Source organism: Lishizhenia tianjinensis, from assembly GCF_900116425.1.
In the GTDB taxonomy this organism is placed as follows: Bacteria; Bacteroidota; Bacteroidia; order Flavobacteriales_D; family Crocinitomicaceae; genus Lishizhenia; species Lishizhenia tianjinensis.
In genome coordinates this window covers 465,074-491,312 of sequence record NZ_FPAS01000001.1, presented here as the reverse complement: position 1 = coordinate 491,312, position 26,239 = coordinate 465,074, and the positions used below count along the sequence as shown (strand labels likewise).

The following is a 26,239-nucleotide window of genomic DNA, read 5'->3' as shown; positions in this document are numbered from 1 at the left end:
AAGCAAAGATTTTCACAGAGCTCATAAAGAAATTTCTAACACAATAAAGAGCTTAGTACATCCTCTAGCTTTTCAAAAAAAATCTAGATATCTAAATATGATTCTATCTGTCTAAAAGTCTTAGGACAGTATTGAGAGTAAAAATCGAGAGGTTAACGAACGGACCACCTCCCAAAAGAAGTTCACATTCCCACCCCTCTTTTGTGAACTTCTTTTTATCCACCAACTCACCCACTCTGCTATTAATTTATTAGTTTTAGTCCGCCCTCTCCTTTTCGAGACCACCGTAGATCAATTTTCAGAAATTTATAGGTGGATTAGAATATTGGAGAAGCTGTGTTTTATCTGCTGATTTGGTAGGTGAATGCAATGAAGAATTAACTAGAATGAATGCAATTGTAGGTGTACAGTTGTAATACTCAATTAAATAATTATGCCTTATTCAATATTAGATGCAACGAACGATTTCACAGACCTTTCAAACGAAATAGGAATGTTCAAAAAGAAATTATGTGAAGACCAAGATATACCATATTCTGAAGAAGGTGTGAAGCTTATTACTCCTACTAATGATATCAGATTTATAACCTTGGATAGTATTCAGCAAATACTATTATCGCTGAGCGGATACATTAGAGGATTCATGGATCTACAAAGAAGAATAAACAATACTGAAGAGTTTCTGAAGGTTTTGAATTTAGGAGTTACAGTTGATCAAATGGAGAAAGGCTTAGTATACAAATTCCCAATCGAATCCTTAGTGACTATGGTACATTTTCAAATTGATTCTTATTTTGGTGAAGTTTGTTCATCGCTAAATGAACCTAAGACAGGGTTTTACAATAGAATGGTGAAAGTTTTAGAAGAACAAAGTGAAAAAGAACAATATCAAAATTCATTACAATGTTTAGCAAGTATTCGTAATTCATTTCATAGTAGGGGATTCCATACGATTCATAAAAGCAATTGGAATAATGGTGGCGAGCCACTACTAGGAATTCTAGATAGAGAATTTGAAAAAGATGGATATAAAATTGAGTTTAAACATAAAGAAGTTATAAGATACAATTGGAAAAGTATGTTTCTCCTCATTAAAGAATCAGTGTGTATATTAAAAAAGGTAATAAGCGCCAATGAACAATGCGTATAATACGCTCTATAAAAAAAGGCCGTAACAATTCTCAAGAAAAAAGTCTTCTTTTCATTGCGCGAAAATGTTAGGGTACATTAAAAAAATGAAAAAGGACTTAAATAGAAAAACAAGGGGAATTAATCATTATCTCCATTTCAAAAGTGACTATGAAAAGAAGTCAGATAGACTTTTTAATAGCTTACCTCTCTTTTACCGAATAATGTATTTAGATCAACCCAACCCTTGGGTCAATGAAATCAATCGATTTGATTTTATCCGTTTAGCTACTTTATCAGCAAAATTTAATGTATATCAACCAATAAAAATTGCCAACTTCGAATATAAAAGAATTACACCAAACTCTAAAAAGGATATCCTCGAAATCAAACTTGATGAATTCTTCAACAGCAATATCCTGAAGTATAAAAAGGAGGAGTTCACCGTTCAGGAGTTCATTATGACCTTGGGGTACAATGGTGGGATTCATATGATTCCTGATAATAATGTTGATAAAGTAAACCTTCTTTACGAAACACTTTTTCTCGAACAACCCGATTTCTGCTTTGATATAACGATGTCAATTTCAAAAGTCCTTCTAAATATTTATGATGAGCTGCATAGTCTTACTGTTGGAGATAATAATGGTCATTCACCAAATATCAACTATCAAGCAAAAATTGTTGACCAAGGTAAAATGCTAGACGGAATATTTTTTGAAAGAGCATACATGCAATTTCCTATTAGAGCAAAAAGAAATAAAGGAATTCGTTTTTGCATTGAGATTAAGTTGAGTGAAAGTCATACTAAGAATTTCATTTTGTCCTATGGTCATAGAAAAAATGACAATTTGAGAATTTCTATTTGGCAGCAAAAAACAAAACTTATTTCAAAGGTATCAACTGCAAATTCTAAAAAGACTATTGTTGTTGACATCAAAGATAAAATTGACAATTTCTTTCTACTTGAAATAACTTGTTATCCAAACGGAAAGGTAGTTTGTGCGATTGATGAGACCCTAAAAGCAACTGAAGAATTACAAACTGAAATAAATATCATAGACGGAAAAGTCATTTTAGGGTCTAACCTAAATGGAGATGAATTCGGAACTTTTTTTGAAAAGTGCTTAGTCACACAATCAATTGATAAAAATGATAATACAAGAAATTTGGGAGTTTATGGCCTGAGAAAGATGAATATTATGACTCAGAACTTACCCTATAACATAATAAAAAGAAAAATATAAAAAACGTGCCCCAACAAAATGTTTGGTGAATACCCAGTGGGATACACACCAAAGTTAGACCATTACCAAAAATATTGCAATGAGAGAATCGTACACATCAATGAAAGATAGCTTCAATGTAATCGTGAATAGTCCAAATGCTATTAAATTATTACTGCTTCTTTTTTTCTCATCTTATGCATTAAAAACATTTATCTATACAACTACAAATAGTCTCTACAACCCAGAAATATCAGAGCTCCTAGCACCTGTAGACTTTTATTCCATGCTATTTATGGTAAGTTCAGGTTTGATTCTTTTAATTTATTACCTGTTACAAAATAAACTCAATGATTATTTGATTGTCGGCTCAACTCTCTTAATATTGACATCATTAGTTTTAGCGTTATATGATTTTCTGCCATGTTTATTTAAGCATTCGAATTCCTTTGAAGACCATATTCATCCGCACACCAATGAATATATTTTAAAACAATCATTTTTATGTCCATCTTATTCTCAAAGATCAAGGTTGAACTTATTAATGTTAACCAGTTTTGGAATTACGACGTTAATAATATCAATTTTGATAAAAAGAAAAAGGTATAAAATGCCTTAAAATATAGTTTATACATAACGCTAAACATTCTATGACCCCAAACAAAACAATCGGATTACTCGGAACAGGGATTTTCTTATGTCTAACACTTCAAGGCTTTTCCTTCTTATCCTTCACGATATTGGAAGAAATTCTTCTGTTTAGCCCACTAAGTCCCATGTTGATATATGGAATTTCAGCTTACGGAACATTATTGTTCGAACTGCTCCTTTTCGTTTATGCTTTAAAACGGATTAAGAAAATCGATTTAGATCAACCACCATCTCTTAAGCGAGTTTTCTGGACATTTCTTATCGCCTTTATCTTTACCCAAGTTCTAAGCTTTTTACAACCTATGGTTTCAAGTCTGTATTTAACCGAAATGTATTATAACTTAAAACAGACGTACTATGAAGGCCTAAGAGAACATTATGCCGTGCAAAGTTTTGCCATCGACACACCAGTTTGGACCTTGAAGTACGTCATTATGGCCTTACTGATTTTAAAAGATATAAAGTATTTTAAGGATACAATTTAAATGACATCATCCCCGGTTTAGCCATAAATTAATGAAAACAATCACATATATCTCAGCTATACTTATTTCAATAATAGGTTTCTCGCAGTCGAAAGAAGATGTTCAACAGATAACCCAAGTTTTGGTAAATAACTATGCGAAAGATTCAATAAAAGTTTATAACAAGTATGTCAATTCATCACTGATTAAAGAACTAGAAGACTCAAAGCTAAACTTGTTTATAGAATGGTTAGATAGGGAAAAGATTAAAGAAGATACCCTTTCAAAAGATCGACAAATTGATTTTTTCAATGATAGTATGAAGTTTGACTTTGAAGGAATTGAAGTGATTTATTGTTCTGATGAAAGACTAGAAAAAAAGAATAACTCAAAGTTCAAAGCCAAAGCAAATAAAGAGTATTTAACACGAAAAAGGAAGACGCCCATGGCGTATATTTCATTTCCCATAGTTTCAGTAAACGGCAAAAATGCAATTGTCTATTGCACTTATCTCTGTGGTCCTTTATGCGGTGAAACGGGAGTTCAATTCTTAAAAAAAGAAAATAATCGGTGGATAATTGTCAAATATGAAACTCGATCAATATCATAATCTATATCGTTATCCAAATTGTAAGCATTAAATTGAGGGTTTTCTATTTGGATCAATATAGTTCATCAAAAGTTCTCCAGTTTTCGATTTTAACCAATCTTTACCATCATGCGTTTTAAGCCAATCCCTTCCATTTTTTGATTTAATAAAAATTAGAAAATCCTCCTCTTGTGATTTTAATAAAAAACTATCATTTGACCCTCCAATAATTAATCCCAGATTCTCTTTAACAGTATTAAAACCGTCAATATCAACACCTTCTCCTAACTCAGTCATTTCTATCGCTATTAAAATCAATTCAAGATAAACTTCCACCGGAATTGTTTTAAGATAATTTGAATGTTGAAAGACAAACTGTTTATCCACATCCCAATCCAAACCATCTATTTCAACGATATGTTTTTCAGGAAATACAATTACAAATGTTTTTTCCTTCGTTTTCCTATTTAAAAAGGATTCTTTTATTTGCACGTTATCGACTAAATCCGCTTGAACCGAAAGAATAATAGAATACTCACTTAACTTATGTTTAAAGGATCGATTTAATTCCTTCTCTAACATTTTTGTAAAAGCAACATTCATACGAAAAAAAAATCTCGGATTTGTTTGCAATGAGATAATCTTTATTTGAAAATTTTCCATTTAAGCTAAAATATTAACTTATTTTCTTCGGCGCTAAGAAGATTAAAAAAATCGCAATAGTATTTACCCACTTTGAAATAAAAATTTATAAACCGTATATTGCTCTGCAATAACAAAATCAAATACTAATCACTATGAAAAAATTCATGCCCCTACTGGCCATCGCCCTAATCACTCTTTTGAGTTGTAACAACCAAAACAAAATTCCCGAAAACTTTGACTTTGGACAAGTCTCAAACGGTCTCTATACCAACGATTACTTTGAAATGGAAGTTCATTTTGACCCTAATTGGGCGGTTCAAAACAAAGAGGAAATGAACAATTTGATTGAAATGGGAAATGAGTTGGTTTCTGAAGGTGATGAGGAAATGAAGAAACTCATTGAGGCTTCGAAAGTAAATACAGCTTATTTGCTCACTGTTTTCAAATATGAGGTTGGAACGCCTGTAGAATTCAATCCTTCTTTTATGATCATTGCTGAGAATACCAAAAACTTCTCTCGTATTAAAGATGGTGGAGATTACTTGGTTGAAGCAAAAAAAACGTTAAAGCAAACTCCGATGAATTATAGCTTTAACAAGCCAGTCTATGAAAAGATCATCAACAACACTAGCTATCATATTTTGGAAGCCGAACTCAGCTACGTTGGAAAAAGCATTACCCAAGAGTATATTTCAACCGTTAAAAATGGCTTTAGTTTGCTCTTTACCCTTTCCTATTCTACAGAAGAAGAAAAAAGCGAACTATACAAGGTGTTGAATAAAATTAAAATGAAATAAGAATCAACTAAGGAAGATAATACATGACCAATAGTTACGATAGACAAGAAGCAAAACGCAGGGCTGCAGAAAAAATAAGGTTAAAAAAAGAGCGCGAAGAACGCGAGAGTAATGCATTTTACGAGCGCATAACCAGTGGAAAACAGTGGTTACTGTTCAAAGTGGTAGTGGTGATCTGTACCTTGATGTCCATCGTCTTTACCATAGAAACTTTCGTGGATGGTCCTACCAAAACCCTCACCGAGGAGGATTGGAAAATCAACAGAGATTGGGAATGGACTTGGCACCAAATATTGGATGTGGAAGACTATATCTTCGCCCCTTTAATGTCAGATTGGTTTGATCACGTCGAAAACACCTTAGAAATCACCTATACTCCCATTTTCAAAACGGGAAAGAAACTCAGCTACGAAATCAAAATAGACGAAAACACGACTAGACACCATGTAGAATGGAGGTATCGTTCCATCTTTAATTGGTTCCCTTGGTTGCAAATCTTCTTGCTCATTCCTTTGTTCACTTTCATCTTTAAAAGAAAGAGTCCGTGGTTTGTTTTTGCCCGAATTATTTCCTTGGTTTTCGTACTTCCAGGAACAATTATGGTAGTTATTTTCGCGATGTATTAAAAAAACACAAACATGAAAACCCTACCTTTCCTTATCGTTTCTCTCATCATTTTCTCTTGCACAAGGGATATAGAGCCTCTTAAGATTCCGGTTGTCAAATTGGAACCAGGTAAAAAAATTCCAAAGGAAGAAAATGTCGATGCAGATAGTTTACATACTGTTTTTAATTGGGAAGAAAGCTTTGATGAAGATATACAGGATTGTGTACTTGAAGCGGTGGTGAACAAAGAGTATATAGAAAACCTTCGGCCACAAGCCAAAGCGGCGCTCGCCTATGCAGCTACCTACGTTGGTTCTGATTGTGAATGGGATGGCGAGGCCAATGTCGACAAAAGCAACCTTTTGTGTAAATTAACCCAAACCTTAGATATTGGTTATCAATGTTCTGAACAACACCTTGATTTTTTGCGTAAATATTTCGCAAAGGATGATAAGAACTTGAAAAGAATTACGAAAGACAAATGTTATTGCGTTCCAACCACCGCCACAGTACAGAGAGGACTCAATTTTTTGAAAATGAAACAAAATGGAGATACCATAACCATCCAGTCAGAAGTTGATTTTGTAGACCTGGCAGTAAAGGAATATTACACGGATAATTTTGTTTTAGAATTTTTGATTGAGGGTGAGTTTATTCGATTATTGGATGAAAAATAGACTTGTTCAAAACAATAGTTTTATAGAATTGTTGAATGTATAGTTTATTTTCGTGCACCTATAACCCTTCTAAAAACGCTTTTCTCTACCTATCTCCCTAAAACTCCCTTAGGAAAACTCCCCTATTTGAGTTTCAACAAGTTATATCTTTTTCAACTAAAGATTTAATAGTTTACATTGCGGTGAAAATGATAAACACACTACAATGAAAAAACACACGTATGCACTAGGAGTACTTACGTTGGCAGGAATGATGAGTTCTTGTGGCGGTGAAACCACTCCTATTACGAAAACGGATGAAGGTCAGGAGCTAAAATTCCAGTACCAGGCCATCACCCCCACTCCTATGCCCGATTTAAACATTGAGGGCTTTAACTTCCCACAAGATTCAACAACCTTGAACAAGTGGATCAAAGCAGACCAAACCGATAGTATCTATTTACACGGTTGGGGAATTTGGGCTGGATTAACCAGTAAAACAAACATCAAAGCAGATGGCGATAAAGATTTCTTGCGTGTATTTGAAACGTGGATGACACCTGAAGAAATGATAGAGGCCATCAAAACGAATCCTAAACTTTACCGTTCTAGCACGCGATCTAACCGTGCCAACTTAAAACGACCCCATCAATTTACCCACTTTGCTTCCCTCAACCAAACCATAAACGACAGTATACACGAGTCGGTTTCTTACAACCCAGCCGCAGCTCAATTTGCCATAGACAACAAGATATTTATGGCGACTAGTTTATATGACATGGCTCAAAATGGTCAAGATGAAGTTACTTTCTTCCCCAACAATGCCGTAACCATTAAACCAGTATTTAAAGTGTTACCTGCGTCAAACGGAGATAATAAATTCCACATCACCGCTTGGAACGGACCAAAGGATACGCCAACAGGTTACCCAGAGCAAGATTGGGCTTCTTACGTAACCATAGATATCTCTAAGAATGCCAAACAAGAGGGTTCTGTTTACCCACTAGAAGATTTTATTCACTACACCCTTAATGAGGAGGATGCACATTTCTTCAACAAAGAATTTACAGAAAACTCAGAGAATAAAATGAAGGCAAAGGCAGGTGATATCGCCGTATTGGTAGGTATGCACGTAGGAACCCGTGAAATTACAAATTGGACCTGGCAAACCTTCTGGTGGGAAGATACACCAGACAACCCAGAGTTGCCAAGTAGCAAAGCGATTGCAGACATGCGTCCAAAGGAATTAAAAGGAGCCGCGCGTCACTACGCCATGGCAGTTGCCTATTACATGGTAGCACCAAAAGAGCCCTATTCAGGAAAAGATGTGGTAGGTCCTGGTTTATATGCCTACAACCCGTATCTAGAAGCTGGTTTTGGCCCGAGTACTTTTGACACTACTTTGAGTCGCTTTACAGATTCTACAGGTAAAATTAATACCACTTACCTCGGAGTAAAAACCAACTGTATGAGTTGTCACCGTATGGCTACCGTAAATCCAGAAGCTTTAGGAACACAACACAATTCTAAAACTCCTTACGTAGGAAATGCCTACATCAGTAGAAACGACAGTTTATTTAAGGGCCAGTTGTTGTTAGATTTTGCATGGTCTATACAAGGAAACATAGATACCACAGGGTTTAAAGCCCACACCAAACAGTAATTGTTTACATATACTTCCAAAAACACAGTGCTTTAGGGTACTGTGTTTTTTTGTGTTCAACTTTTATGATATTCACTAATTTAGTCCCAATATTTTATAGACAATGAACACAGCATACCTCTTTACTTCCTCACGCTTAGGCTTTAGAAACTGGAAAGCATCCGACCTCACTCCTTTTGCAGCAATGAATGCAAATGCGGAGGTTATGCGCTTCTTCCCTACACTTTTAACTCCAGAAGAAAGTGAAGCAAGTGTGGAAAGATTTAAGCAACAACTTCATGATATAGGCTACACTTATTACGCCGTAGATGAATTGGGAAGTGGCGAATTCATTGGTTTCATAGGTTTGAGTTGGAAAGATTTTGAATCACCTTTTACTCCAGCAACAGACATAGGTTGGCGACTCAAACCCGCTGCTTGGGGAAAAGGATATGCAACAGAAGGTGCTAAGCGATGTTTGGAATATGCTTTTCAGGAGTTAAACCTAGAGAAGGTAATTGCGATTTGTCCTGCGGTAAATACTCCTTCCGAACGCGTTATGCAGAAAATTGGCATGCAACTTAAAGGCAGGTTTGATCACCCTTTCCTTCAAGCTCACCCTAAATTACAGCCCTGCTTGTGCTATGCCATCACCGGAAAAGAGCTCTAAATGAATATTAAACTTCCGTGTTAAACCTTTTGAATGTTGGAAGGTCTAAACTTCAAATCAACAACATTGAGAATGAAACATTTACTAATTACCCTCCTGCTTTTTCCTTTCGGAATTTTAGCACAGTACAAGCTAGACAGTATAGGATTGAACGACGATATCCTACTAAATACGCACGAGGTACTCTACTTAAAAGAGTTGTTAAGCAAACATGATAGTGTTCCTACTTTGGAAAACCAGCGTATACACTTCGCTGCTAATAACTGGGGTGCAAAGCATCTGAGTAAGTCGGCATTTTTCAACACGTATTGTAAACCGAGAACAGAGGCAGAATTATCTATGAGTCTGGTTGTTCTTGTACTTACACCTGAAGAACGTGAAGAACTCAAGGTAGATGTGATGATCGTGGCATGGAGTAAAATTACCCCAGTGGGAAGAGCACGAAAAAAGTTCATAGCAAACATTAAAAATTCTACTTCTGAAAATTAACTTCTATATTTTATCCTTTAATCTTTGTATTTTTCAGAGGTAAAACAAGGAAAAGGTTGGAACTTCTACGCTGAAGAAGAATATGAAAAAGTCATAGAGGCAGGGCATGACCTACAGGAGAAGTACCCGAATTACGCTGATGCCTACCTTTACATATTTCAATTAATGTTAGAGGAAAAAACATGACATCTCACTTTCAAAAATATCATTCCCCTTACATCCTTAAACTAGGACTTTTATTACTTACACTTTGCTTGAGCAATGCTCTACACGCACAATTTGGCCTTATTCGCTTAATGAATAGACCTAAAGGAGGCATAGAAATACATCCCCATTACCTTTGTGTTGAAAGCGGTGTGTTTAACCGTGCGGTTACCGGTATATCTTACTACAACAATGAAGAGCTCCTTCCCAATCATTCTTTTGTGTCGACTTTTATTTCTGTAGGAAACCGGGGATTTAAAATTGAAGAAGGGTCTAATTTCTACAGCACCGTGGGAATGGCCTACAACAGGGGATCTTACAACAATTATTTTACAGCAGGATTAGATCTAAAATACGTGCGCTTATATTATTGGGAAGACCTCGACTGGAGTGTATCTACAGGTAATTTCGCTGGAGGAACCTATGGAGGATTTTTAGGTTATACGCGCTTCAATGGCGCCTTTATGTTACAATGTAGAATTTCCTACATGCGCTCTTTCAATGATCTTCAAGACGATGAACCTTGGTATAATTTAGGTAGACAAAAATTATCTGCTCTAGGTTTTGGTATTTCCTTGGGTTGGAACCTTCGATTCAATAAGGGCTTATAAAATTTAAAATAACTGCTACCTTCTATTTTTAAACACGAATTCATGAGGCTACTATTCACCATGCTGTTACTTTGTCTTTCCTTCACCATGAAGGCTCAAGACACTACTATTACCGCTAAATTCATTGGTAATTGCGGACTCTACCTAACCGATGGTCACTCGCATTTATACATAGATTTTCCCTACAAATCAGGGGCACACAAATACATGGAGTATGACGCTGGCGAATTAGACAGCATACAGGAAAATGCCATTTTCCTTTTCACCCATCATCATTCCGATCATTATTCTAGAAAACTGATGCGCAAAACCAAACAAGCCAAGGGAGGTAAAGTGTTTGGTAATTGGAATGCTGGAGAACTCGACAGTTTAAAGGAAACCTTTACAATAGAAGCCATAAAAACCTCACACCGTTTCTCCATGAAACACTATTCTTACGTGGTGACTTGGCATGGCAAACGCTTTTATTTTTCGGGAGATACAGCCAGTACTAAGGAAGTGAGCACACTCGAAAACATAGACTGGGCCTTTATCAACCCTTGGCTATTTATGAAATTACAGCGCGAAAGAATAAAGATAGATACGGACTTTTACGCCCTCTACCACTTCTATCCTACCCAAGTCTTGCCCGAAGAAAAACCAGACAATGTATTTTTCTTAATGAACCAAGGAGAACAACTTATTTTACATAAAAAGGAAGAAGAATCTGCGGAAAAATAAAACAACTCCTCTTTCTGAAATAAGAAGGCAAATAAATCACATAAGTAAAATTGTCCATGCCTTGGCATAATCTGTCTATTCTCTCAGGGGACTAGTCTTCCCAACTTTGCAGTGTCGATAATGACAAACAATTTAAACACTGTAAAATGAAAAATTTAAATGTACCCACAAGAGAGGAAGTAAATGCAAACAACCAAGCCATTTTTGATAACCTTAAAAGTTCTTTAGGTTTTGTACCTAACCTTTACGCTGCCATGGCGCATTCTGAAACTGCCTTGGATAGATACTTGACTTTTCAAGGAGGAAAATCATCTTTGAGCAACAAAGAAAAAGAAGCCGTTAACCTTGTAGTGAGTGAAAGCAACAATTGTCGTTACTGTCAAAGTGCACACACGGCCTTAGGTAAAATGAATGGATTCGCAGAGGATGAAATTCTGAAGCTTAGAAAAGGAAGTGCTTCTGATGCTAAACTCAATGCTTTGGTTAAAATTGCCCAAGACATTACCTTAAACAAAGGAAGAGTATCTGATGCTCATCTAGAAAACTTCTACGCACAAGGCTACAACCACGGAAGCTTGGTAGATGTAATCGTTCAAATTGGAGATAAAATCATCATGAATTACTTGCACAACTTATCGCAAATTGAAATAGATTTTCCTTTGGCAGATGAGCTTTAATGGTAAAGTAGAAAAGCGTCCACCACTTCCGCCATTTGATTATGAAAGTGCCACATTAAAAGTTCAATTGGCAGAAGAGGCTTGGAACAGTAAAAACCCACAGCAAGTAGCGTTGGCCTATACTCCAGATAGCTTGTGGAGAAATAGAAATCAATTCTTACGCGGTCGGCAAGAAATTGAAGAATTTCTAACGCAGAAATGGGAAAGTGAACTTGATTACAAACTTAAAAAAGAACTCTGGAGCTATAATTTTAACCGCATTGCTGTAAGGTTTTTCTATGAATACCGAACCAAAGAAGAGCAATGGTTTAGAGCCTACGGCAACGAGATGTGGGAATTTGCTTCTAACGGACTCATGCAAAAACGCTTTGCAAGTATTAATGACATCCACATAAATAAAAACGACAGATTACTGTGATAGCAAACAATACATATACTTTGCTGGATGAAAAAAATGGTGAATTGGCTTTCAAACTATATACGTTTGAAAGCCTTCATCAATTTGATCATATACAGCGGCTGCCCTATTATTCCATCATTTGGATACAAAGTGGAAAGGGCAAAGCCTTGATAGATACAGAAGTATACAACTACGAAGCAAACACACTTTTTGCTTGTTCCCCTTTTCAACCCTTTATGTTTGCTCCTCAAATGGAAAGCAAGGGCGTGGTACTTCATTTCCACCCCAACTTCTTTTGCATTCACAAACACCATTCAGAAATTGCCTGCGATGGCATCTTGTTTAATAATGTCTACGAGCATCCTTTTGTTGAAATAACAACTGAAGATGTACAACAATTATCTTGGCTGATTGAAGGCATGAAAAACAATGTTTGCGCCGATAAATTGGCCACACAGGATGCTATTTTGTCTTATTTAAAGCTCATACTTATTCAATGCTCTAGAATAAAACAAGAAACTCAAGAACCTCAATCTGATCCAGCATCAATTGTAGAAGAAAACGAACTCTTACACCGCTTTAAGGGAGCCATAGAACAACACTATAAAAACTTACACGCGCCTAAGGATTACGCCGAATTACTGCATATTTCTCCCAACGCATTGAGCAAATTTGTAAAAGCCAATTATGGAAAAACACCCTCTCAGCTCATCGCCGAACGCATCATTATAGAAACCAAAAGAGAATTGTACTTGACCAATAAAACCGTAGAAGAAATTGCCTATGAATTGGGCTATGAAGATCCTTTTTACTTCAGTCGTTTCTTTAAAAAGCATGTGCAGGTATCTCCGAGTGCTTACAGACTCAGAATGGGATCCAACAAAGCAGCTGCCCTTTAATCTTCGGCTATGCCCTTCAACATCTTGCTAAACACAACTCCGTGGAAGGGTAAAACAGCATACCAATAGAGTCGGCCCATGAGTCCACGCGGACGAAAAGTTGCCGTTTGCACCAGTCTTCCATTGACTATCTTAAACTCCAACCAAGCCTCGCCAGGTAATTTCATTTCGGCAAACAAGAGCAGTCTGCACTCTTCCTTATCGGCATAGAGTACACGCCAAAAATCTATGGCATCTCCAACATCTATTTTGTTTTCGTGGGTTCTCCCCCTTCTCAAGCCCACACCACCTACAAATTTGTCCAAAAGTCCGCGCATACGCCACAAAAAATTGGCGGCATACCATCCCCTTTCTCCTCCAATTTGCCAAATCTTTTCTCTACTACTCTTCTCATCATCAACGCGCATGCTGCGTACGTCTCTAAAACAACCGTAGCGGGGAACGGTAATAAAATCTGATATTTTAAAGTTGAGGTGACCACTGGCAAAGGCATCCTTCCAACTCGATACAATTTCGTGTTGACTTATTTTATCAAAAGCACGTTGTAAAGCCTCGTCATAACTGAGCAAATCTTGCTTAATAAACAAACGTATATCCTGGTTTTTACACACGACTTCCACCTTCATGCTTTCCACCAAAGCACTGGCCAAAGGATAAGAAGTGGAGGTCACAAAATAAAGCCAATACGACGACAGTTTGGGCGTCATCACCGGCAGAGTAATTATGGTGCGTTTCAATCTTCTAACCTTGGAAAAATGTAACAACATCTCTTTGTAGGTCAACACATCTGGTCCGCCTATATCAAAGACTCTATCCTCCACAAAAGGTAGGTGTATGGCCTTTTTTAAATAGGTTAACACATTAGATATTGCGATAGGTTGCGAACGCGTATTTAACCATTTTGGGGTGATCATAAAAGGCAGCTTCTCTACCAAATCTCTAATAATTTCAAAACTCGCACTCCCCGATCCTATGATAATCCCCGCTCTAAAAACCAAGGTATTAAAAGCTCCCTCCATCAATATCTCCTCCACGCGTTTGCGCGACTTCAAATGTTTGGAAAGTTGCTTGTCATTGGCTATTCCACCTAAGTAAATTACGCGCTCTGTCTGACGCTCCTCTAAAATTTGAACAAAATTCAGGGCCGCCCGCTCTTCTAATTTCGCATAATCTTTACCCGTTGACATGGAATGGATGAGGTAGTAAGCGATGTCTATCTTCTCCGGAAAATTGGCAGGTTTATCCCCCGTTAAAAAATCAATTTCAACTACTTCTATGTTTGCGCGTAAAGAATCCTCTACCTCAAACCTATCCTTATCACGCGTACAGCAATACACCGTGTGTCCATCGGCTACCAACAAAGGCAATAAGCGTCGACCAATATATCCCGTAACTCCAGTAAGTAGTATGTTCATGATTTAAAAACACTTAGTCTCCACCTATTGTTTGGTCCATCACTTGGACTTGTATAATTTGGGGCTTCCCCAAGCTAACTATGTCCGCTTGCGTCGGGCTTTCCGCTATAGTCCCCAAGCGGCTTGGGGAGCTGCCGCTACTATCCCTAAGCCGTAGCAAAAGACTTTGGTTACTTTTTAGATTAAAATTCTTATTTTGGTTCAAATTCAACAAAACAAGAAACCATGCATCTAAAAATAACGCTTTCTACTCTACTAATCACCTTTTTTACCTCGTTGACATTTGCACAATATTCTACCGATAGATACTACAACCTTGATTCCATTGTAAAATACAAAGTCAAGAGCAGCTATCAATACAAAGTAAAACCAGATGGATCACGTTTTTTATTAGAGCAAGTGAATTTTGATAGCATAGGTAACATCATAGAAATTCTCCGTCCAGAAACTGAAGAATGGACGCGTTTCACTTACAACTCAGACAATCAACTTATTCAGCAAGAACAATATGCCGCCACGATAGATTTTTATGAACTCACGGAGTTTTATTACAACAAGAAAGGATATCTCACCAAAGAAGTAGTGCGCGATAGCACTCAAATTACCTACATTAAAGAAAATAAATACAAAGGTGGATTGTGTATTGAATCCCACAAAGCACGTGTCAACTCAAAGAATAACTACGAAATCACTTGGTATTATCAATATGACGATCAAGGTAGATTAGAATATGAAGGAACAACAAAAGGTTCTAAAAACACACAATTTATATACAATGAAAATGGTTTACTTATCAACTTTCTTCAAAAGAGTGGTAGTGAGATTTCCCTTAACCACGAATTCTATTACCAAAATAACTTTCGCGTTGGGGGATATTTAAAAACAAAATATAGTCAAAGCGCCTACATCATAACTTACGATGAAAAAGGTTTTCCACTGCAATACTTAGATTGCGATGATTGTGATCGAAACACTTCTCAAGATGAAATGAAAGTACTTTTTGAATATGAGTTTAAAAAATGAAAGTGGAAAGTGTCCATTTTCAATTAAGAAACACCAATAAAGTTTATTGGAAAATTGATTTTTCAAGGTGTGAAACTCCAAAAAGAATTTGTACGCCTATCATGATGTGGCCTGTAAAAATTAGTGATGTTTAAATAGAGTTTTATGAAGGGTAAAATTAAAGCTAACACAGTAGATAAGTACCTCCTACCTATTCGCAAACAAATTGTTGATCTTATTGGGAGTAATTCCTCCGTTGTAGAATTAGGTTGTGGAAATGGTGATTTACTTTTTCATCTCTCCTCTAAAATTAATCAAGGAATAGGTTATGATAATAACCCGCAACTTATCACCTATGCCAAAGAAAAATCTAAAACACTTAACTTAAAGCATATTAGTTTTGAATGCTCAGACCTGAGTCAGTCAACAGAGGCACCTTGTAGTGATTACTCCATTGCAAGTTTATTTTACCATGTTATGCCAAAGGAGACAGCAATAAACCTCTTGAAACTTCAACTCAAACATGCAAAAACAGTTATTATTTGTGGGTTTAGCGCACCTTCTTCAAGTAAACAGTCTTTTCTTCTTTGGTTAGACCAAAGGTTTAGTGGTCATTTCAAAAACTTTAAGGAATATCAAAACTTTGGATACATGGAAGGTCTTCTCAATTCAATTGAAAACCTGGAATATAGGTGTATAGATACTTTTGATCCTGTGATTAAGATTTATTGCTTAGAGCAGCTTGACAAGCTAAGTTATTAATACCTTCACTTTAAAATCATTCACATGGAAAATGATAATCTTTATTTAGACGATGAACTACTTGATCTCGAAAACGAAGATAAAAACTATAAACCTTGGGGTATGTCCATCAATCAATACTCCATGCTTATGCATTTATCGCCATTAACCTCTATCCTATTCTCATTTGTAGGTATAGCCCTCCCTATTATCATGTGGAGTACACAAAAAAATCAAAGTAAAACGATAGATAAGCATGGTAAAAACATTCTCAACTGGATGATCAGTTTAATCATCTATTTCACCTTATCCTATTTATTAAGTATTATTTTTATTGGACTTATTTTCCTAATAATTCTGGGAGGACTAGGACTAATATTTGCTATAATTGGAGCCGTAAAAGCCAGTAATGGTCAATTTTATAAATACCCTTTGAGTATACCCTTCTTTAAATAAAACAAAAGCCCAATTCAGTAGATTTGCGCTTTATCATTTAAATATCCTTTCCTTTCAGCATCATATTCCAATACATAAAAGGCAATCCATATTTCTTGAGCATCCACAAACGCCAAAGTTCTTGGGAAGAATCACGGATGAACATCATTTTTAGTTTAGGATCTGGAATAAAGTTGTTGTCGTAGTCAAATTCGGCCAAGACCATCTTTCCATATTCTGTAACTATCGGACAAGAAGAGTAACCGTTGTATTTTTTAGTCCCCAAACCACCATTGGCTTTGAGGGCTTTAATATTTTCTATGACCACAGGTACTTGTTTACGAATAGCAGCTCCTGTTTTAGCCGTTGGCAACGCCGCCGCATCTCCAATACCAAAGATGTTCGGGTATTTCTTGTGTTGTAGCGTATGTATGTCTACGTCTAACCATCCTCCCTCATTTACTAATTCTGAATAACGCAAAAAAGCGGGAGTAACAGAAGGAGGCGCCGTATGCAACATATCGTAATGTATTCCTGTCAAATCACCATCTTTCTCCATTTTAAGATCCTTAGGGTGCACTTCTCCCTCATGTTTATTCATTCTGTACCAAGCAATTCTCTTTTCTCCATCTATTTTAACCAGTTCATGACCAAATTTCACATTGAGCTCCTTTCTATCCACTACGGCCTGCAGTGTTTTCTTTATTTCTGGTATTCCAAAAATTGTAGAACCTGGCATGGCCAAAACCACATTTGTTTGGTCTTTTATTCCTTTCTTTTTAAAGTAAGCATCCGCTAAATAGGTAGCTTTTTGAGGTGCACCACCACACTTAATAGGAGTTGTGGGTTGGGTAAACAAGGCTGTTCCTCCCTTAAAATTTTGCAAAACCTCCCAGGTGTGTTCCGGGTTGGTGTAATTACTACATACCACACCCTTTCCCAAAGCATCTTCCAATCCTTCCACCAAACTTAAATCATATACCAATCCTGGAGATAGGACTAAAAAATCATAAGTAAAAGATCCACTTTTGGCTGTTTTCACCGTGTTTTCAGCACCTTTAATTTCTATGGCACTGTCTTGTATCCATTTCACCCCTTTAGGTATAAGTGAAGCCATGGAGCGCTTTGTCTTTGCCAAGCTGTAATCTCCAGCCCCAACGAGCGTAAAAGCAGGCTGGTAATAGTGGTGTTCTGAAGGATCTACAAGAGCAATCTGCTGACTCACACCTTGTCGTTGCATTTGCGCAGCCAACATTAACCCTCCTGTTCCTCCTCCAATTATTATGATTTCGTAGTGCATATATCTTGTTTTTGTAAGCAAGTTAGCTCACTTCCAAAAGTAAATCTGTAACAAGAGTTACCCATTGACAATTGTCAATTATACTTCCTACAACTATCAATAGCTTGAATAATGGATTAAGAAACCACCTTCATTTCAACCTCGGAATCAATCACTTAACATTCCAGATGAAATACCTATTTTTATTATAACAAATTGGCAAAGAACCATTCGTAGCGTATATAGCTGAGGGAGTAAAAAAAGTAGATATGAGTAAATTGAGATTCGGTATTACCTGTTTAAGTTTGGTACTTGTTTTCACCTCTTGTTTAAACATTGAGTACACCAGCCCTCAACCTTTTCTGTCCAAAAATTTACAGGAATTCCCGAAAGAATTACAAGGAGATTGGTATGATGTATACTTGAAAGATGGAGATACTTCTGAAACCTTTCACATTGGTGTGGATGCACATGGATTTGTAGTCGAAAACACAGAAAAACTTGAGATAAAACGTAGATATTACGGACTTTCAGACAGTGTTCAACTAAGAAAGAAAAAAGATGTTTACATGTTGAATTGTAGGGAGGATAACATGTGGAAAATAAGTATAATTCAAGTTCTAGAAAATGGTGATATAAAATATGTAGACCCTTTGAATTTAAACCTATTACTCACTGATCCTCACTTAAAAGTTAGCCAAGCCTATTACAAAAAAAACAGTGTAACCGTAAGCAAAGACAGTTTGGAACATGCTGATGTTGACCATGTTATTTTTTCTGGTAAAATGACGTATAAAACTCTGCAGAAATGCTTAAACGAAGAAGAATACACAGTTTTTAAAAGGAATGGTGAAATCATAAATTTTTAGAACCACTTCTCAACCATCGAACCTTTCTTTCTTCCATTTGTTTTGCCTTTAAAGCAAAGCAATATGAATTTTCCTACTTCTTATTCTGAAATACTAGAACGCATAGAACAAATAGATGTAGAAGCTTACGGCCGAACAAGGAATTTCAAAAATGGAGCGGTTAGTAACCTGAGTCCCTACATATCTAGAGGGATTATTTCAACAAAATTCGTTTACGACAACATTAAAGCATCTGGAGCGAGTTTTCATGCCGCAGAGAAATTCTTACAAGAACTTGCTTGGAGAGACTATTGGCAATTGCTGTGGTTGGTAAAAGGGAATGCAATCTTCAAGGATTTAAAGCACAAACAGAGTCCTGTAATGAGTCATGCTATGCCAAGGGCTATCTTGGAGGCGAAAACAGGCATAAAGGCTATAGATGAGGCTTTGATTACGATAAAAGAAACAGGCTATATGCACAACCACATGCGCATGTACGTGGCTTCCATTGTTTGTAACATTGCCCAAACGCATTGGAAAGTTGGAGCAGATTGGATGTATAGTCAACTTTTAGATGGAGATTTGGCTAGTAACTACTTAAGTTGGCAATGGGTAGCAGGTACAAATTCCAACAAAAAATACTACGCCAACCAAGAGAACATCAACAAGTTCTTCGGTACAGATCAAAGTGGTACTTTTTTAGATACCAGTTATGATGCCTTACCTAACATGGAACTTCCAGATGTCTTGGCGGAAAGGTCTGAATTTGAACTTAAAACGGACTTGAGTCACCTTGAAACAGACGATATCACTCCTTCTACCCTAAGTTTAATTCACACTTACTACAACATTGATTACCAAAAGAATAAAACTAAGCAAATTCAAAACATACTTTTATTAGAACCCGAACATTTCAAACGTTATCCGGTAACTCAGCATTGTATAGATTTCACCCTAAAATTGGCTAAAAATATGGATGGCATTAAAATATTTGTCGGTGCATTTGATGAGCTTTTAGAACTATTGGGAGAGGAAAACATCATCTTTAAAGAGCATCCAACACACCAACATTTTAAAGGGAACCGACTAGAAAGAGATTGGATGACTAGCATCAAGGGTGACTTTCCTTCCTTTTTCAAATTTTGGAACAAGGCCAAAAAGGAATTGAGCTATGAATAAATCGGTAAATGTAGTTTGGTTGAAGAGAGATTTACGTCTTAACGATCACGCACCTTTCTTCCATGCAGAACAAGAAGAGTTGGACTACATCATCCTCTATTGTTTTGAACCCAAGCTCATCGCGCACACAGATACCTCTTTGCGTCACCTCCAGTTTATCTATCATTCTTTGGAAGAAATGAAGGGAAAACTTCACGAAGTAAATAGAGAAATAACCACTACCTACTCTTCTGCTTTAGAAGCATTTAATCACATCAATCAAAAGTATAACATTAATAAAGTTTTTTCTTACCAAGAAAGTGGAATTCAATTGACGTGGGAGCGAGACAAGGCTTGTACGAAATGGTTTGCAACACAAAATATTACATGGATAGAATTTCAACGTGATGGCATTTTGCGTGGTATAAAGAATAGAGAAAAATGGGACAAAGCCTGGTACCGTGTTATGCATGCCCCTATGTTAAAAAATGGCTTCACCCCTTCTCAACTTCCGAAATTGGATCATCCCTTTGCTTTACCGAAAGAATTTGAACAAGACTTAAAAATCTACCCTGAATCCTATCAAAAACCTGGAGAACACTATGCTTGGAAATACTTGATTTCCTTTTGCGCGGATAGAGGAAAAAACTATAACAAGTACATATCAAAACCGGCAGAAAGTCGACATTCATGTGCGCGTATTTCACCTTATTTGGCTTGGGGAAACATCAGTATACGTCAAGCCTACCAATTTATAAAGACACACCCCAATTATGAGAGATACAAGCGTCCTTTTAACGGCATGATTACCCGTTTGCATTGGCACTGTCATTTCATTCAAAAATTTGAAGTAGAATGCAGTTATGAAACGCTGTGTATCAATAAAGGCTATGAAGAATTGGTATACAGTAACAACGAAGTACTTCTTCAAAAATGGAAAGAAGGAAGAACGGGAATTCCTATTGTAGATGCCTGTATGCGCTGTTTAACCCAAACGGGCTGGATCAACTTTAGAATGCGCGCCATGTTGGTTTCTATACTTTGTCTTCACTTTGATGTTTCGTGGAAAAAAGGTGCTTATCATCTTGCTCAATTGTTCTTGGATTATGAACCCGGTATTCATTATCCGCAAATACAAATGCAGGCAGGTACAACGGGTGTAAATACTGTCCGACTCTACAACCCAGTTAAACAATCCAAAGACCATGACCCTCAAGGAGAATTCATCAAAAAATGGGTTCCGGAATTAAAAGAAGTACCTGTTGCATTTATCCACGAACCTTGGAAAATGACACTTTTCGAGTTGGCCGATTTTAAAGAACCCTTTACCTACCCCGTGTTAAACATGGATTTGGAGGAAACAGCACGTAAAGCAAGAGAAAAGATTTGGGGACATAGAAAACACCCAAAGGTTAAAGCTGAGGCCAGACGCATTGTAGCAACTCATGTGAGGCAGTCGTGAGCGTGAGCTTGATGGTTTGAGAGATTGAGACTTGGAGGGATTTAAAAATTTAAACTCTCAATGGTATCGAGAGATTTAAAGATTTAAGAAGTAATTAATTCCTTAAATTTTTAAATCCTGAGCCTGCGAAGACTTAAATTTTTAAATAATTCTTAAGATGAAAAAAGAACATTTACCTACTAAAATTTGTCCTGTATGTAAGCGTCCCTTTTCCTGGCGTAAGAAATGGGAGAAAAATTGGGACGAAGTAAAATATTGCAGTGAACGCTGTAGAAGAAACAAATAAATACATGGAATTTACACAGTACGAATTAACACAACTAGACCGCAAATACAGACTCAATCTTATCAACTCCATTTCAGGGATAAAACCTGCAAATTTGATTGCTACAAAATCAAAGGATGGGAAAGAAAACGTAGCAATTTTCAGCTCTGTGGTTCACTTAGGGTCCAACCCAGCACAATTGGGCTTTGTACTTCGTCCACAAGGAGATGAACCGCGTGACACCTACGCCAATATTCTGGAAACGGGTGTTTATACCATCAATCACATTCCCGAACATTTGCACAAAAATGCGCATTACACTTCGGCTAAACTGGAACGTGGTGTTTCCGAGTTTGAACGCATGAACATTGCTCCTGTTTACTTAAAGAACTTCCCAGCACCTTTTGTGAAAGAAAGTCCGGTTAAACTGGGTATGAAGCACCTACACAGTATTCCTTTGCCGAACGACTGCTCTTTTATTATCGGTGAAATTGTACACATAGATCTTCCCGAAGAGGCTGTAAATGAATTAGGACAAATTGATTTAGCGCACAACAAAACCGTGGGTATAGGCGGTTTAAACACCTACTACAAACTGGAAAAATTAGAAACTTACCCTTACGTCCGAACGCATGAAATTCCAAAGAAAGAAGATTTTTAGACCGTTAGAGATGGAATTCTAAGATTAAAGAAAGTAATGTTAACAATTGCCTTCTCTTTAAATTTTTAATCCTGAGCCTGCGAAGAATTAAATCTTTAAATCCCCCTTAAAGCCTAGTAGAAACAAAGAATAAACGAGAACATGAAAACATCCATAGCCCTTGTATTTCCGCATCAATTGTTCAAAGAGAGTAAACTATTGGACCTGGGTGTAGACGTTTATATCATAGAAGAGTTTCTTTTTTTCAAATTGTACAAATTCCACAAACAAAAGATAGCTTTTCATCGCGCATCTATGCAGGCGTACAAAAGCTACCTGGAAGCCAAAGGATTGAACGTACACTACATTTCTAGTCAGGATAAAGGTTCAGATATACGTGAATTGGATATTCTCTTGAACCTCGGAGAAATTGACACCATACATCTTTTACACCTAGTGGATAATTGGTTGGAAAAACGCTTGTTTGCATTTAAGGGTAAAGTAAAATTTGAAGTCTATGACACCCCTTCTTTCGTATTGAGTAGAGCTGATATAGGAAAAGAATTCAAAAGCTCGCGCAAATCCTTTTTTCAAACTACCTTTTACAAGAAGCAAAGACAACGCTTCCAATTACTTTTAGATGAAAAGGGAGAGCCTGAAGGTGGACAATGGAGTTTTGATGCCGATAACCGAAAGAAATATCCCAAAGGTAAAACCCCACCTCCAACAAGTTTTCCAAGTGCTGATAAGGCTTGGGAAGAAGCGATCATTTATGTAGATAACTATTTTTCCGAGAATCCAGGAGAACTTCAACCCAACAGTCATTATCCTTTAAATTTTCAAGAGGCTGAAGCGTGGTTCCAACAATTCTTAGATTATCGTTTCCACGAATTCGGTGTGTATGAAGATGCCATCGTTAGAGAAGAAAGTGTGCTCAACCATAGTTTACTTTCTCCCTTGCTAAATGTAGGACTTCTTCTCCCTATGGATGTAATCAACACCAGTATAGACTTTGCCAAAAAGAATCAAGTTCCTATTAATTCTTTGGAAGGATTTGTTCGTCAAATTATTAGCTGGCGCGAGTTTATAAGAGGTTTGTATGTGAGTCATGGTGTTTCTTCAAGAACCCAAAACTTTTGGAAGTTTACCCGACCTATACCTCCCTCCTTTTACACGGGGGAAACAGGCATTCCTCCCATAGATGAGACCATCAAGAAGGTATTGAAAACAGGGTATTGTCACCACATAGAGCGACTCATGGTTTTAGGAAACTTCATGCTGCTTTGTCAATTCGACCCCGATGAAGTGTACCGTTGGTTTATGGAGTTATTTATAGATGCTTACGATTGGGTGATGGTACCGAATGTTTACGGTATGAGTCAGTTTGCAGACGGTGGACTTTTTGCTACCAAACCTTACTTATCCTCTTCCAATTACATCTTAAAAATGAGTAATTATTCCAAAGGTGATTGGCAACAAACATGGGACGGACTTTTTTGGAACTTTATCGCCCAACACGAGGATTTCTTTGCGAAAAATCACAGAACCGGTTTCATTTTAGCTAATTATAGGAAACAAAGTAATGAGCAAAAAGCCGCACATTTAGAGGCGGCACAAACATTTTTGAACAAATTGAATTAAAGGATTACTGGAACAAATCTATTTGTACCTTGGCCACATAAAGATTATTTGGGTCTCCATTGATGACAACGAGTTTACGGGCCAAAGCAGACAAACGCCAATCTCTGAGTAGTATCCCTTCTCTACACAGGTAAATAGCCTTGAAATGTTTACGCACCTCAACCCCTGCTACTTTACAAATATTCATGGCACGCTTTACGGCTTGTTGCATTTCTTCAAAGCCCATGTGACCAGTAGTTACCAATTCCGTTGCTCTGTAACGCAAATCAATATCGATTAAATGTTCCTCCAAATCATTTAAATCTACATTGGTATTCACCGAGTTATATAGTATAATATGCATTGTAATAAGTTTTAATTAATTCACCTCTACCGTGTTCATGCTTTTCAATTTCAAGAAAAGCTCTTTTTCTTCGGGACTTAAGTGTTCTGGGAGGATTACATTTAAAACAACGAATAAATCACCAAAGGCATTCTTGCCATAAACAGGCATCCCCTTACCTTTCAAGCGTAGTTTTTGTCCGTTCTGAGCACCTTGAGGAATTTTTATTTTCAATTCCCCGGCTAGTGTTTTCAATTGTATCTCACCTCCTAAAACAGCTGTAAATAAGTCAACATTAAGATACTGTATTAAATTGTCATTTTCAACTTTAATTGAGGGATGGGGTAAAACATGAATTTTCACATACAAATCTCCCGACTCTCCACCATTAATTCCCGGTGCTCCTTTTGCTTTTATCTTCAAAGTTTGCCCATCTCTAGTTCCAGGTTTGGTGTTGATTCTAATTTTCTGGTTTTCCAATTGTATAATCCTACTCGCTCCGTGATAGGCCTCAGACAAACTCAATTCAATTTCTCCTTGATAGTCACTTCCCTTAAAAGACCGCTGTCTCCTATAATTATTAGCCCCTTGTTGGCCAAAAATGCGTTCGAAGAAATCTGAAAAACCCTCTTCACCAAACATTTCAGAAGGATCACCTTGATAGTGAAATTCATCCCCACCAGCAGATTGCCATTGATTTTGATTAAACCCAGCACCAGGGCCACCTTGTTGAAAACGGTTCCAATTCGCACCCAGCTCTTCGTATTTTTTCCGCTTCTCAGGATCTCCAAGAACTTCGTAGGCCTCGTTGATTTCTTTAAACTTCTCTTCTGCTGAAGCATCTCCTTGGTTTTTATCGGGATGATATTTCACCGCCAATTTCCGGTAAGCCTTCTTGATTTCCGCCTGAGTCGCTTTTTTATCAACTCCCAATACCTTATAATAATCCTTGTAGTCCACTTGAATTTAACGGGTTAACAAATGTTGTAACTTTTCCTCATCCATAACGGTTTCAGTAACCTCAAACAATTTGCGCTTCAAAATTCTAAAGTCCACAGAAGCTCTTTTGAAATCATCCTCTAGCACCTCATGTTCTGCTCTAAACACTTCCTCCTCTTGTACAAAAGCATTTTCCAGTAACAAAACCATTCTCGATCTGTGTTTGACCATGCGTTCGGACAAGCTATTAAAGGTTTTATCAAGCTGGTTAAGTTCTGCGCTCAATGCACTTACTTTTTCTATATGTTCATCTTGGGTCATCCAAATGAAATACCTATCAATTAATCCATACAAGAATCTAATTTCATCCTTGTAAAAGGCTATATCAGATTCCCAATACTTTGTCAATACATACAGATTAACCCAAGATGCTTTTTGGAGATAATCACTTTTTGGTCTTAGTCTCATTTTGTTTTCGTTTAGTTGTAAAAAAGAAAGAGCAGTAGGCCTACTCTTTCGTGTTGAACTTTAAGCAATGGTGATTTCTTTTTTGGGCGGAAGTTCTTTATCCACCTTATACAAGGTTAATTTCAAAACACCGTCATCATATTTGGCTTCTATGTGATCGGCGTCTACATTTTCGGGAAGTGTAAATGATTTTGAAAAAGATTTAGAGCTAAATTCCTTACGGGTATAATTTTTCTTTTTCTCTTCTTCCTCTTTTTGGGTTTGACCAGAAATGTTCAAAACCCCATTTTCACAAGAAACAGAAAATTCATCCTTTTTTAAGCCTGGAGCGGCAATTTCGATTTCATAATTTTCTGCATTATCCACCACGTTTACCGCGGGCGACCAACTTGTATTTGAGAATCTACTTTTCATCCATGATTCATCAAATAAATCTGACAACGTTGGCCATTCATGTTTAATCAGTGACATAACTTTTCGTTTTATTAGCAAAGAAAAAGTTACAACCTAATTCATTCAGGCACAACTTATTTACACATTAAAAATATTG

32 protein-coding genes are annotated in these 26,239 nt (G+C 36.9%); 25 read left to right on the top strand and 7 right to left on the bottom strand.

The window, feature by feature from the left end; translation table 11 throughout:
• Positions 1-433 precede the first annotated feature (433 nt).
• From BM327_RS02360 to BM327_RS02345, 4 genes are all read left to right on the top strand, one after another.
• Entirely contained in the window at positions 434-1,150 is a 717-nt protein-coding gene (locus BM327_RS02360; protein WP_090245916.1) for a hypothetical protein, read from the top strand.
• An 85-nt stretch (positions 1,151-1,235) separates the two neighbouring features.
• Positions 1,236-2,375, top strand: coding sequence for a hypothetical protein (locus BM327_RS02355; protein WP_139230215.1), 1,140 nt, complete (start codon positions 1,236-1,238; stop codon positions 2,373-2,375).
• A 629-nt stretch (positions 2,376-3,004) separates the two neighbouring features.
• Positions 3,005-3,490, top strand: coding sequence for a hypothetical protein (locus BM327_RS02350; protein WP_090245911.1), 486 nt, complete (start codon positions 3,005-3,007; stop codon positions 3,488-3,490).
• A gap of 31 nt (positions 3,491-3,521) precedes the next feature.
• Positions 3,522-4,079 (top strand): hypothetical protein, encoded by a 558-nt coding sequence (locus BM327_RS02345; protein WP_090245908.1) that lies wholly within the window; start codon positions 3,522-3,524, stop codon positions 4,077-4,079.
• Between the two features lie 27 nt (positions 4,080-4,106).
• Here BM327_RS02345 and BM327_RS02340 read toward each other — a convergent pair whose 3' ends face one another.
• Entirely contained in the window at positions 4,107-4,721 is a 615-nt protein-coding gene (locus BM327_RS02340; RefSeq protein ID WP_090245905.1) for a hypothetical protein, read from the bottom strand.
• 134 nt (positions 4,722-4,855) lie between these two features.
• Here BM327_RS02340 and BM327_RS02335 point away from each other — a divergent pair, with 134 nt between their 5' ends.
• The 12 genes from BM327_RS02335 (at position 4,856) to BM327_RS02285 (ending at position 13,074) form a co-directional block, all read left to right on the top strand.
• A complete protein-coding gene (locus BM327_RS02335) occupies positions 4,856-5,500 on the top strand; it encodes a hypothetical protein (RefSeq protein WP_090245902.1) in 645 nt (214 codons plus the stop codon).
• A gap of 23 nt (positions 5,501-5,523) precedes the next feature.
• Entirely contained in the window at positions 5,524-6,126 is a 603-nt protein-coding gene (locus BM327_RS02330; protein ID WP_090245900.1) for a hypothetical protein, read from the top strand.
• A gap of 12 nt (positions 6,127-6,138) precedes the next feature.
• Positions 6,139-6,783 (top strand): hypothetical protein, encoded by a 645-nt coding sequence (locus BM327_RS02325; protein ID WP_090245897.1) that lies wholly within the window; start codon positions 6,139-6,141, stop codon positions 6,781-6,783.
• Between the two features lie 205 nt (positions 6,784-6,988).
• Positions 6,989-8,425, top strand: coding sequence for a hypothetical protein (locus tag BM327_RS02320; RefSeq protein ID WP_090245894.1), 1,437 nt, complete (start codon positions 6,989-6,991; stop codon positions 8,423-8,425).
• Positions 8,426-8,528: 103 nt separating this feature from the next.
• Positions 8,529-9,074 carry a GNAT family N-acetyltransferase gene (locus BM327_RS02315; RefSeq protein WP_090245891.1) on the top strand — a complete coding sequence of 182 codons (546 nt, stop codon included), beginning with the start codon at positions 8,529-8,531 and terminating at the stop codon, positions 9,072-9,074.
• Between the two features lie 72 nt (positions 9,075-9,146).
• Positions 9,147-9,563 carry a DUF8192 domain-containing protein gene (locus tag BM327_RS02310; protein ID WP_139230214.1) on the top strand — a complete coding sequence of 139 codons (417 nt, stop codon included), beginning with the start codon at positions 9,147-9,149 and terminating at the stop codon, positions 9,561-9,563.
• Positions 9,564-9,587: 24 nt separating this feature from the next.
• Positions 9,588-9,749, top strand: coding sequence for a hypothetical protein (locus BM327_RS15825; protein WP_170853640.1), 162 nt, complete (start codon positions 9,588-9,590; stop codon positions 9,747-9,749).
• Complete coding sequence (locus BM327_RS02305) at positions 9,746-10,378, top strand: hypothetical protein (RefSeq protein ID WP_090245886.1); 633 nt, start codon at positions 9,746-9,748, stop codon at positions 10,376-10,378. Before BM327_RS15825 ends, BM327_RS02305 begins: the two co-directional genes overlap by 4 nt.
• A 42-nt stretch (positions 10,379-10,420) precedes the next feature.
• Positions 10,421-11,098, top strand: a complete 678-nt coding sequence (locus tag BM327_RS02300) for an MBL fold metallo-hydrolase (RefSeq protein ID WP_139230213.1) — start codon at positions 10,421-10,423, stop codon at positions 11,096-11,098.
• 146 nt (positions 11,099-11,244) lie between these two features.
• A complete protein-coding gene (locus tag BM327_RS02295; RefSeq protein WP_090245882.1) occupies positions 11,245-11,775 on the top strand; it encodes a carboxymuconolactone decarboxylase family protein in 531 nt (176 codons plus the stop codon).
• The gene (locus BM327_RS02290; RefSeq protein ID WP_090245880.1) at positions 11,765-12,193 is read left to right on the top strand and encodes a nuclear transport factor 2 family protein; all 429 of its coding nucleotides are present in this window, start codon (positions 11,765-11,767) and stop codon (positions 12,191-12,193) included. The genes BM327_RS02295 and BM327_RS02290 overlap by 11 nt, the downstream gene beginning before the upstream one ends.
• Positions 12,190-13,074, top strand: coding sequence for a helix-turn-helix domain-containing protein (locus BM327_RS02285; RefSeq protein ID WP_211664701.1), 885 nt, complete (start codon positions 12,190-12,192; stop codon positions 13,072-13,074). The genes BM327_RS02290 and BM327_RS02285 overlap by 4 nt, the downstream gene beginning before the upstream one ends.
• On the opposite strand, the gene BM327_RS02280 is transcribed toward BM327_RS02285, so the two are convergent.
• Positions 13,071-14,489 carry an SDR family oxidoreductase gene (locus tag BM327_RS02280; RefSeq protein WP_090245878.1) on the bottom strand — a complete coding sequence of 473 codons (1,419 nt, stop codon included), beginning with the start codon at positions 14,487-14,489 and terminating at the stop codon, positions 13,071-13,073. The genes BM327_RS02285 and BM327_RS02280 overlap by 4 nt on opposite strands.
• A 225-nt stretch (positions 14,490-14,714) precedes the next feature.
• Between BM327_RS02280 and BM327_RS02275 the strand changes: the two genes are divergently transcribed.
• The 3 genes from BM327_RS02275 (at position 14,715) to BM327_RS02265 (ending at position 16,688) form a co-directional block, all read left to right on the top strand.
• Positions 14,715-15,512, top strand: coding sequence for a hypothetical protein (locus BM327_RS02275; protein ID WP_139230212.1), 798 nt, complete (start codon positions 14,715-14,717; stop codon positions 15,510-15,512).
• 144 nt (positions 15,513-15,656) lie between these two features.
• On the top strand, positions 15,657-16,253 hold the full coding sequence (locus BM327_RS02270; protein ID WP_090245872.1) for a class I SAM-dependent methyltransferase: 597 nt from the start codon (positions 15,657-15,659) through the stop codon (positions 16,251-16,253).
• Positions 16,254-16,277: 24 nt separating this feature from the next.
• Complete coding sequence (locus BM327_RS02265; protein ID WP_090245870.1) at positions 16,278-16,688, top strand: DUF4870 domain-containing protein; 411 nt, start codon at positions 16,278-16,280, stop codon at positions 16,686-16,688.
• A gap of 37 nt (positions 16,689-16,725) precedes the next feature.
• Here the strand turns inward: BM327_RS02265 and BM327_RS02260 are convergent, their stop codons facing one another.
• Positions 16,726-17,967, bottom strand: coding sequence for an NAD(P)/FAD-dependent oxidoreductase (locus BM327_RS02260; protein ID WP_090245868.1), 1,242 nt, complete (start codon positions 17,965-17,967; stop codon positions 16,726-16,728).
• A 248-nt stretch (positions 17,968-18,215) separates the two neighbouring features.
• On the opposite strand from BM327_RS02260, the gene BM327_RS02255 reads away from it, so the two are divergent.
• From BM327_RS02255 to BM327_RS02230, 6 genes are all read left to right on the top strand, one after another.
• Positions 18,216-18,815 carry a hypothetical protein gene (locus BM327_RS02255; protein ID WP_090245866.1) on the top strand — a complete coding sequence of 200 codons (600 nt, stop codon included), beginning with the start codon at positions 18,216-18,218 and terminating at the stop codon, positions 18,813-18,815.
• A 63-nt stretch (positions 18,816-18,878) separates the two neighbouring features.
• Positions 18,879-19,973: an FAD-binding domain-containing protein gene (locus BM327_RS02250; RefSeq protein WP_090245864.1), complete on the top strand. Its 1,095-nt coding sequence runs from the start codon at positions 18,879-18,881 to the stop codon at positions 19,971-19,973.
• The gene (locus tag BM327_RS02245; RefSeq protein WP_090245861.1) at positions 19,966-21,414 is read left to right on the top strand and encodes a cryptochrome/deoxyribodipyrimidine photo-lyase family protein; all 1,449 of its coding nucleotides are present in this window, start codon (positions 19,966-19,968) and stop codon (positions 21,412-21,414) included. The genes BM327_RS02250 and BM327_RS02245 overlap by 8 nt, the downstream gene beginning before the upstream one ends.
• A gap of 157 nt (positions 21,415-21,571) precedes the next feature.
• Positions 21,572-21,700, top strand: a complete 129-nt coding sequence (locus tag BM327_RS02240; RefSeq protein ID WP_090245859.1) for a DUF2256 domain-containing protein — start codon at positions 21,572-21,574, stop codon at positions 21,698-21,700.
• Entirely contained in the window at positions 21,675-22,340 is a 666-nt protein-coding gene (locus BM327_RS02235) for a flavin reductase family protein (protein WP_244526181.1), read from the top strand. Before BM327_RS02240 ends, BM327_RS02235 begins: the two co-directional genes overlap by 26 nt.
• Before the next feature lie 141 nt (positions 22,341-22,481).
• Complete coding sequence (locus BM327_RS02230; RefSeq protein ID WP_090245855.1) at positions 22,482-23,960, top strand: cryptochrome/photolyase family protein; 1,479 nt, start codon at positions 22,482-22,484, stop codon at positions 23,958-23,960.
• Positions 23,961-23,964: 4 nt separating this feature from the next.
• Here the strand turns inward: BM327_RS02230 and BM327_RS02225 are convergent, their stop codons facing one another.
• The 4 genes from BM327_RS02225 to BM327_RS02210 are packed head-to-tail and all read right to left on the bottom strand — an operon-like array spanning position 23,965 to position 26,160.
• A complete protein-coding gene (locus BM327_RS02225) occupies positions 23,965-24,303 on the bottom strand; it encodes a hypothetical protein (protein ID WP_139230211.1) in 339 nt (112 codons plus the stop codon).
• 15 nt (positions 24,304-24,318) lie between these two features.
• A complete protein-coding gene (locus BM327_RS02220; RefSeq protein WP_090245850.1) occupies positions 24,319-25,242 on the bottom strand; it encodes a DnaJ C-terminal domain-containing protein in 924 nt (307 codons plus the stop codon).
• A gap of 6 nt (positions 25,243-25,248) precedes the next feature.
• A complete protein-coding gene (locus BM327_RS02215) occupies positions 25,249-25,689 on the bottom strand; it encodes a hypothetical protein (protein WP_090245848.1) in 441 nt (146 codons plus the stop codon).
• Positions 25,690-25,749: 60 nt separating this feature from the next.
• Positions 25,750-26,160: an Hsp20/alpha crystallin family protein gene (locus BM327_RS02210; RefSeq protein ID WP_090245846.1), complete on the bottom strand. Its 411-nt coding sequence runs from the start codon at positions 26,158-26,160 to the stop codon at positions 25,750-25,752.
• Positions 26,161-26,239: the final 79 nt, after the last annotated feature.

Coding starts and splice junctions, on each gene's coding strand:
- BM327_RS02360 (WP_090245916.1), top strand. CDS start 434: ATGCCTTATTCAATATTAGATGCAACGAACGATTTCACAGACCTTTCA.
- BM327_RS02355 (WP_139230215.1), top strand. CDS start 1,236: ATGAAAAAGGACTTAAATAGAAAAACAAGGGGAATTAATCATTATCTC.
- BM327_RS02350 (WP_090245911.1), top strand. CDS start 3,005: ATGACCCCAAACAAAACAATCGGATTACTCGGAACAGGGATTTTCTTA.
- BM327_RS02345 (WP_090245908.1), top strand. CDS start 3,522: ATGAAAACAATCACATATATCTCAGCTATACTTATTTCAATAATAGGT.
- BM327_RS02340 (WP_090245905.1), bottom strand. CDS start 4,721: ATGGAAAATTTTCAAATAAAGATTATCTCATTGCAAACAAATCCGAGA.
- BM327_RS02335 (WP_090245902.1), top strand. CDS start 4,856: ATGAAAAAATTCATGCCCCTACTGGCCATCGCCCTAATCACTCTTTTG.
- BM327_RS02330 (WP_090245900.1), top strand. CDS start 5,524: ATGACCAATAGTTACGATAGACAAGAAGCAAAACGCAGGGCTGCAGAA.
- BM327_RS02325 (WP_090245897.1), top strand. CDS start 6,139: ATGAAAACCCTACCTTTCCTTATCGTTTCTCTCATCATTTTCTCTTGC.
- BM327_RS02320 (WP_090245894.1), top strand. CDS start 6,989: ATGAAAAAACACACGTATGCACTAGGAGTACTTACGTTGGCAGGAATG.
- BM327_RS02315 (WP_090245891.1), top strand. CDS start 8,529: ATGAACACAGCATACCTCTTTACTTCCTCACGCTTAGGCTTTAGAAAC.
- BM327_RS02310 (WP_139230214.1), top strand. CDS start 9,147: ATGAAACATTTACTAATTACCCTCCTGCTTTTTCCTTTCGGAATTTTA.
- BM327_RS02305 (WP_090245886.1), top strand. CDS start 9,746: ATGACATCTCACTTTCAAAAATATCATTCCCCTTACATCCTTAAACTA.
- BM327_RS02300 (WP_139230213.1), top strand. CDS start 10,421: ATGAGGCTACTATTCACCATGCTGTTACTTTGTCTTTCCTTCACCATG.
- BM327_RS02295 (WP_090245882.1), top strand. CDS start 11,245: ATGAAAAATTTAAATGTACCCACAAGAGAGGAAGTAAATGCAAACAAC.
- BM327_RS02290 (WP_090245880.1), top strand. CDS start 11,765: ATGAGCTTTAATGGTAAAGTAGAAAAGCGTCCACCACTTCCGCCATTT.
- BM327_RS02280 (WP_090245878.1), bottom strand. CDS start 14,489: ATGAACATACTACTTACTGGAGTTACGGGATATATTGGTCGACGCTTA.
- BM327_RS02275 (WP_139230212.1), top strand. CDS start 14,715: ATGCATCTAAAAATAACGCTTTCTACTCTACTAATCACCTTTTTTACC.
- BM327_RS02270 (WP_090245872.1), top strand. CDS start 15,657: ATGAAGGGTAAAATTAAAGCTAACACAGTAGATAAGTACCTCCTACCT.
- BM327_RS02265 (WP_090245870.1), top strand. CDS start 16,278: ATGGAAAATGATAATCTTTATTTAGACGATGAACTACTTGATCTCGAA.
- BM327_RS02260 (WP_090245868.1), bottom strand. CDS start 17,967: ATGCACTACGAAATCATAATAATTGGAGGAGGAACAGGAGGGTTAATG.
- BM327_RS02255 (WP_090245866.1), top strand. CDS start 18,216: ATGAGTAAATTGAGATTCGGTATTACCTGTTTAAGTTTGGTACTTGTT.
- BM327_RS02250 (WP_090245864.1), top strand. CDS start 18,879: ATGAATTTTCCTACTTCTTATTCTGAAATACTAGAACGCATAGAACAA.
- BM327_RS02245 (WP_090245861.1), top strand. CDS start 19,966: ATGAATAAATCGGTAAATGTAGTTTGGTTGAAGAGAGATTTACGTCTT.
- BM327_RS02240 (WP_090245859.1), top strand. CDS start 21,572: ATGAAAAAAGAACATTTACCTACTAAAATTTGTCCTGTATGTAAGCGT.
- BM327_RS02230 (WP_090245855.1), top strand. CDS start 22,482: ATGAAAACATCCATAGCCCTTGTATTTCCGCATCAATTGTTCAAAGAG.
- BM327_RS02225 (WP_139230211.1), bottom strand. CDS start 24,303: ATGCATATTATACTATATAACTCGGTGAATACCAATGTAGATTTAAAT.
- BM327_RS02215 (WP_090245848.1), bottom strand. CDS start 25,689: ATGAGACTAAGACCAAAAAGTGATTATCTCCAAAAAGCATCTTGGGTT.
- BM327_RS02210 (WP_090245846.1), bottom strand. CDS start 26,160: ATGTCACTGATTAAACATGAATGGCCAACGTTGTCAGATTTATTTGAT.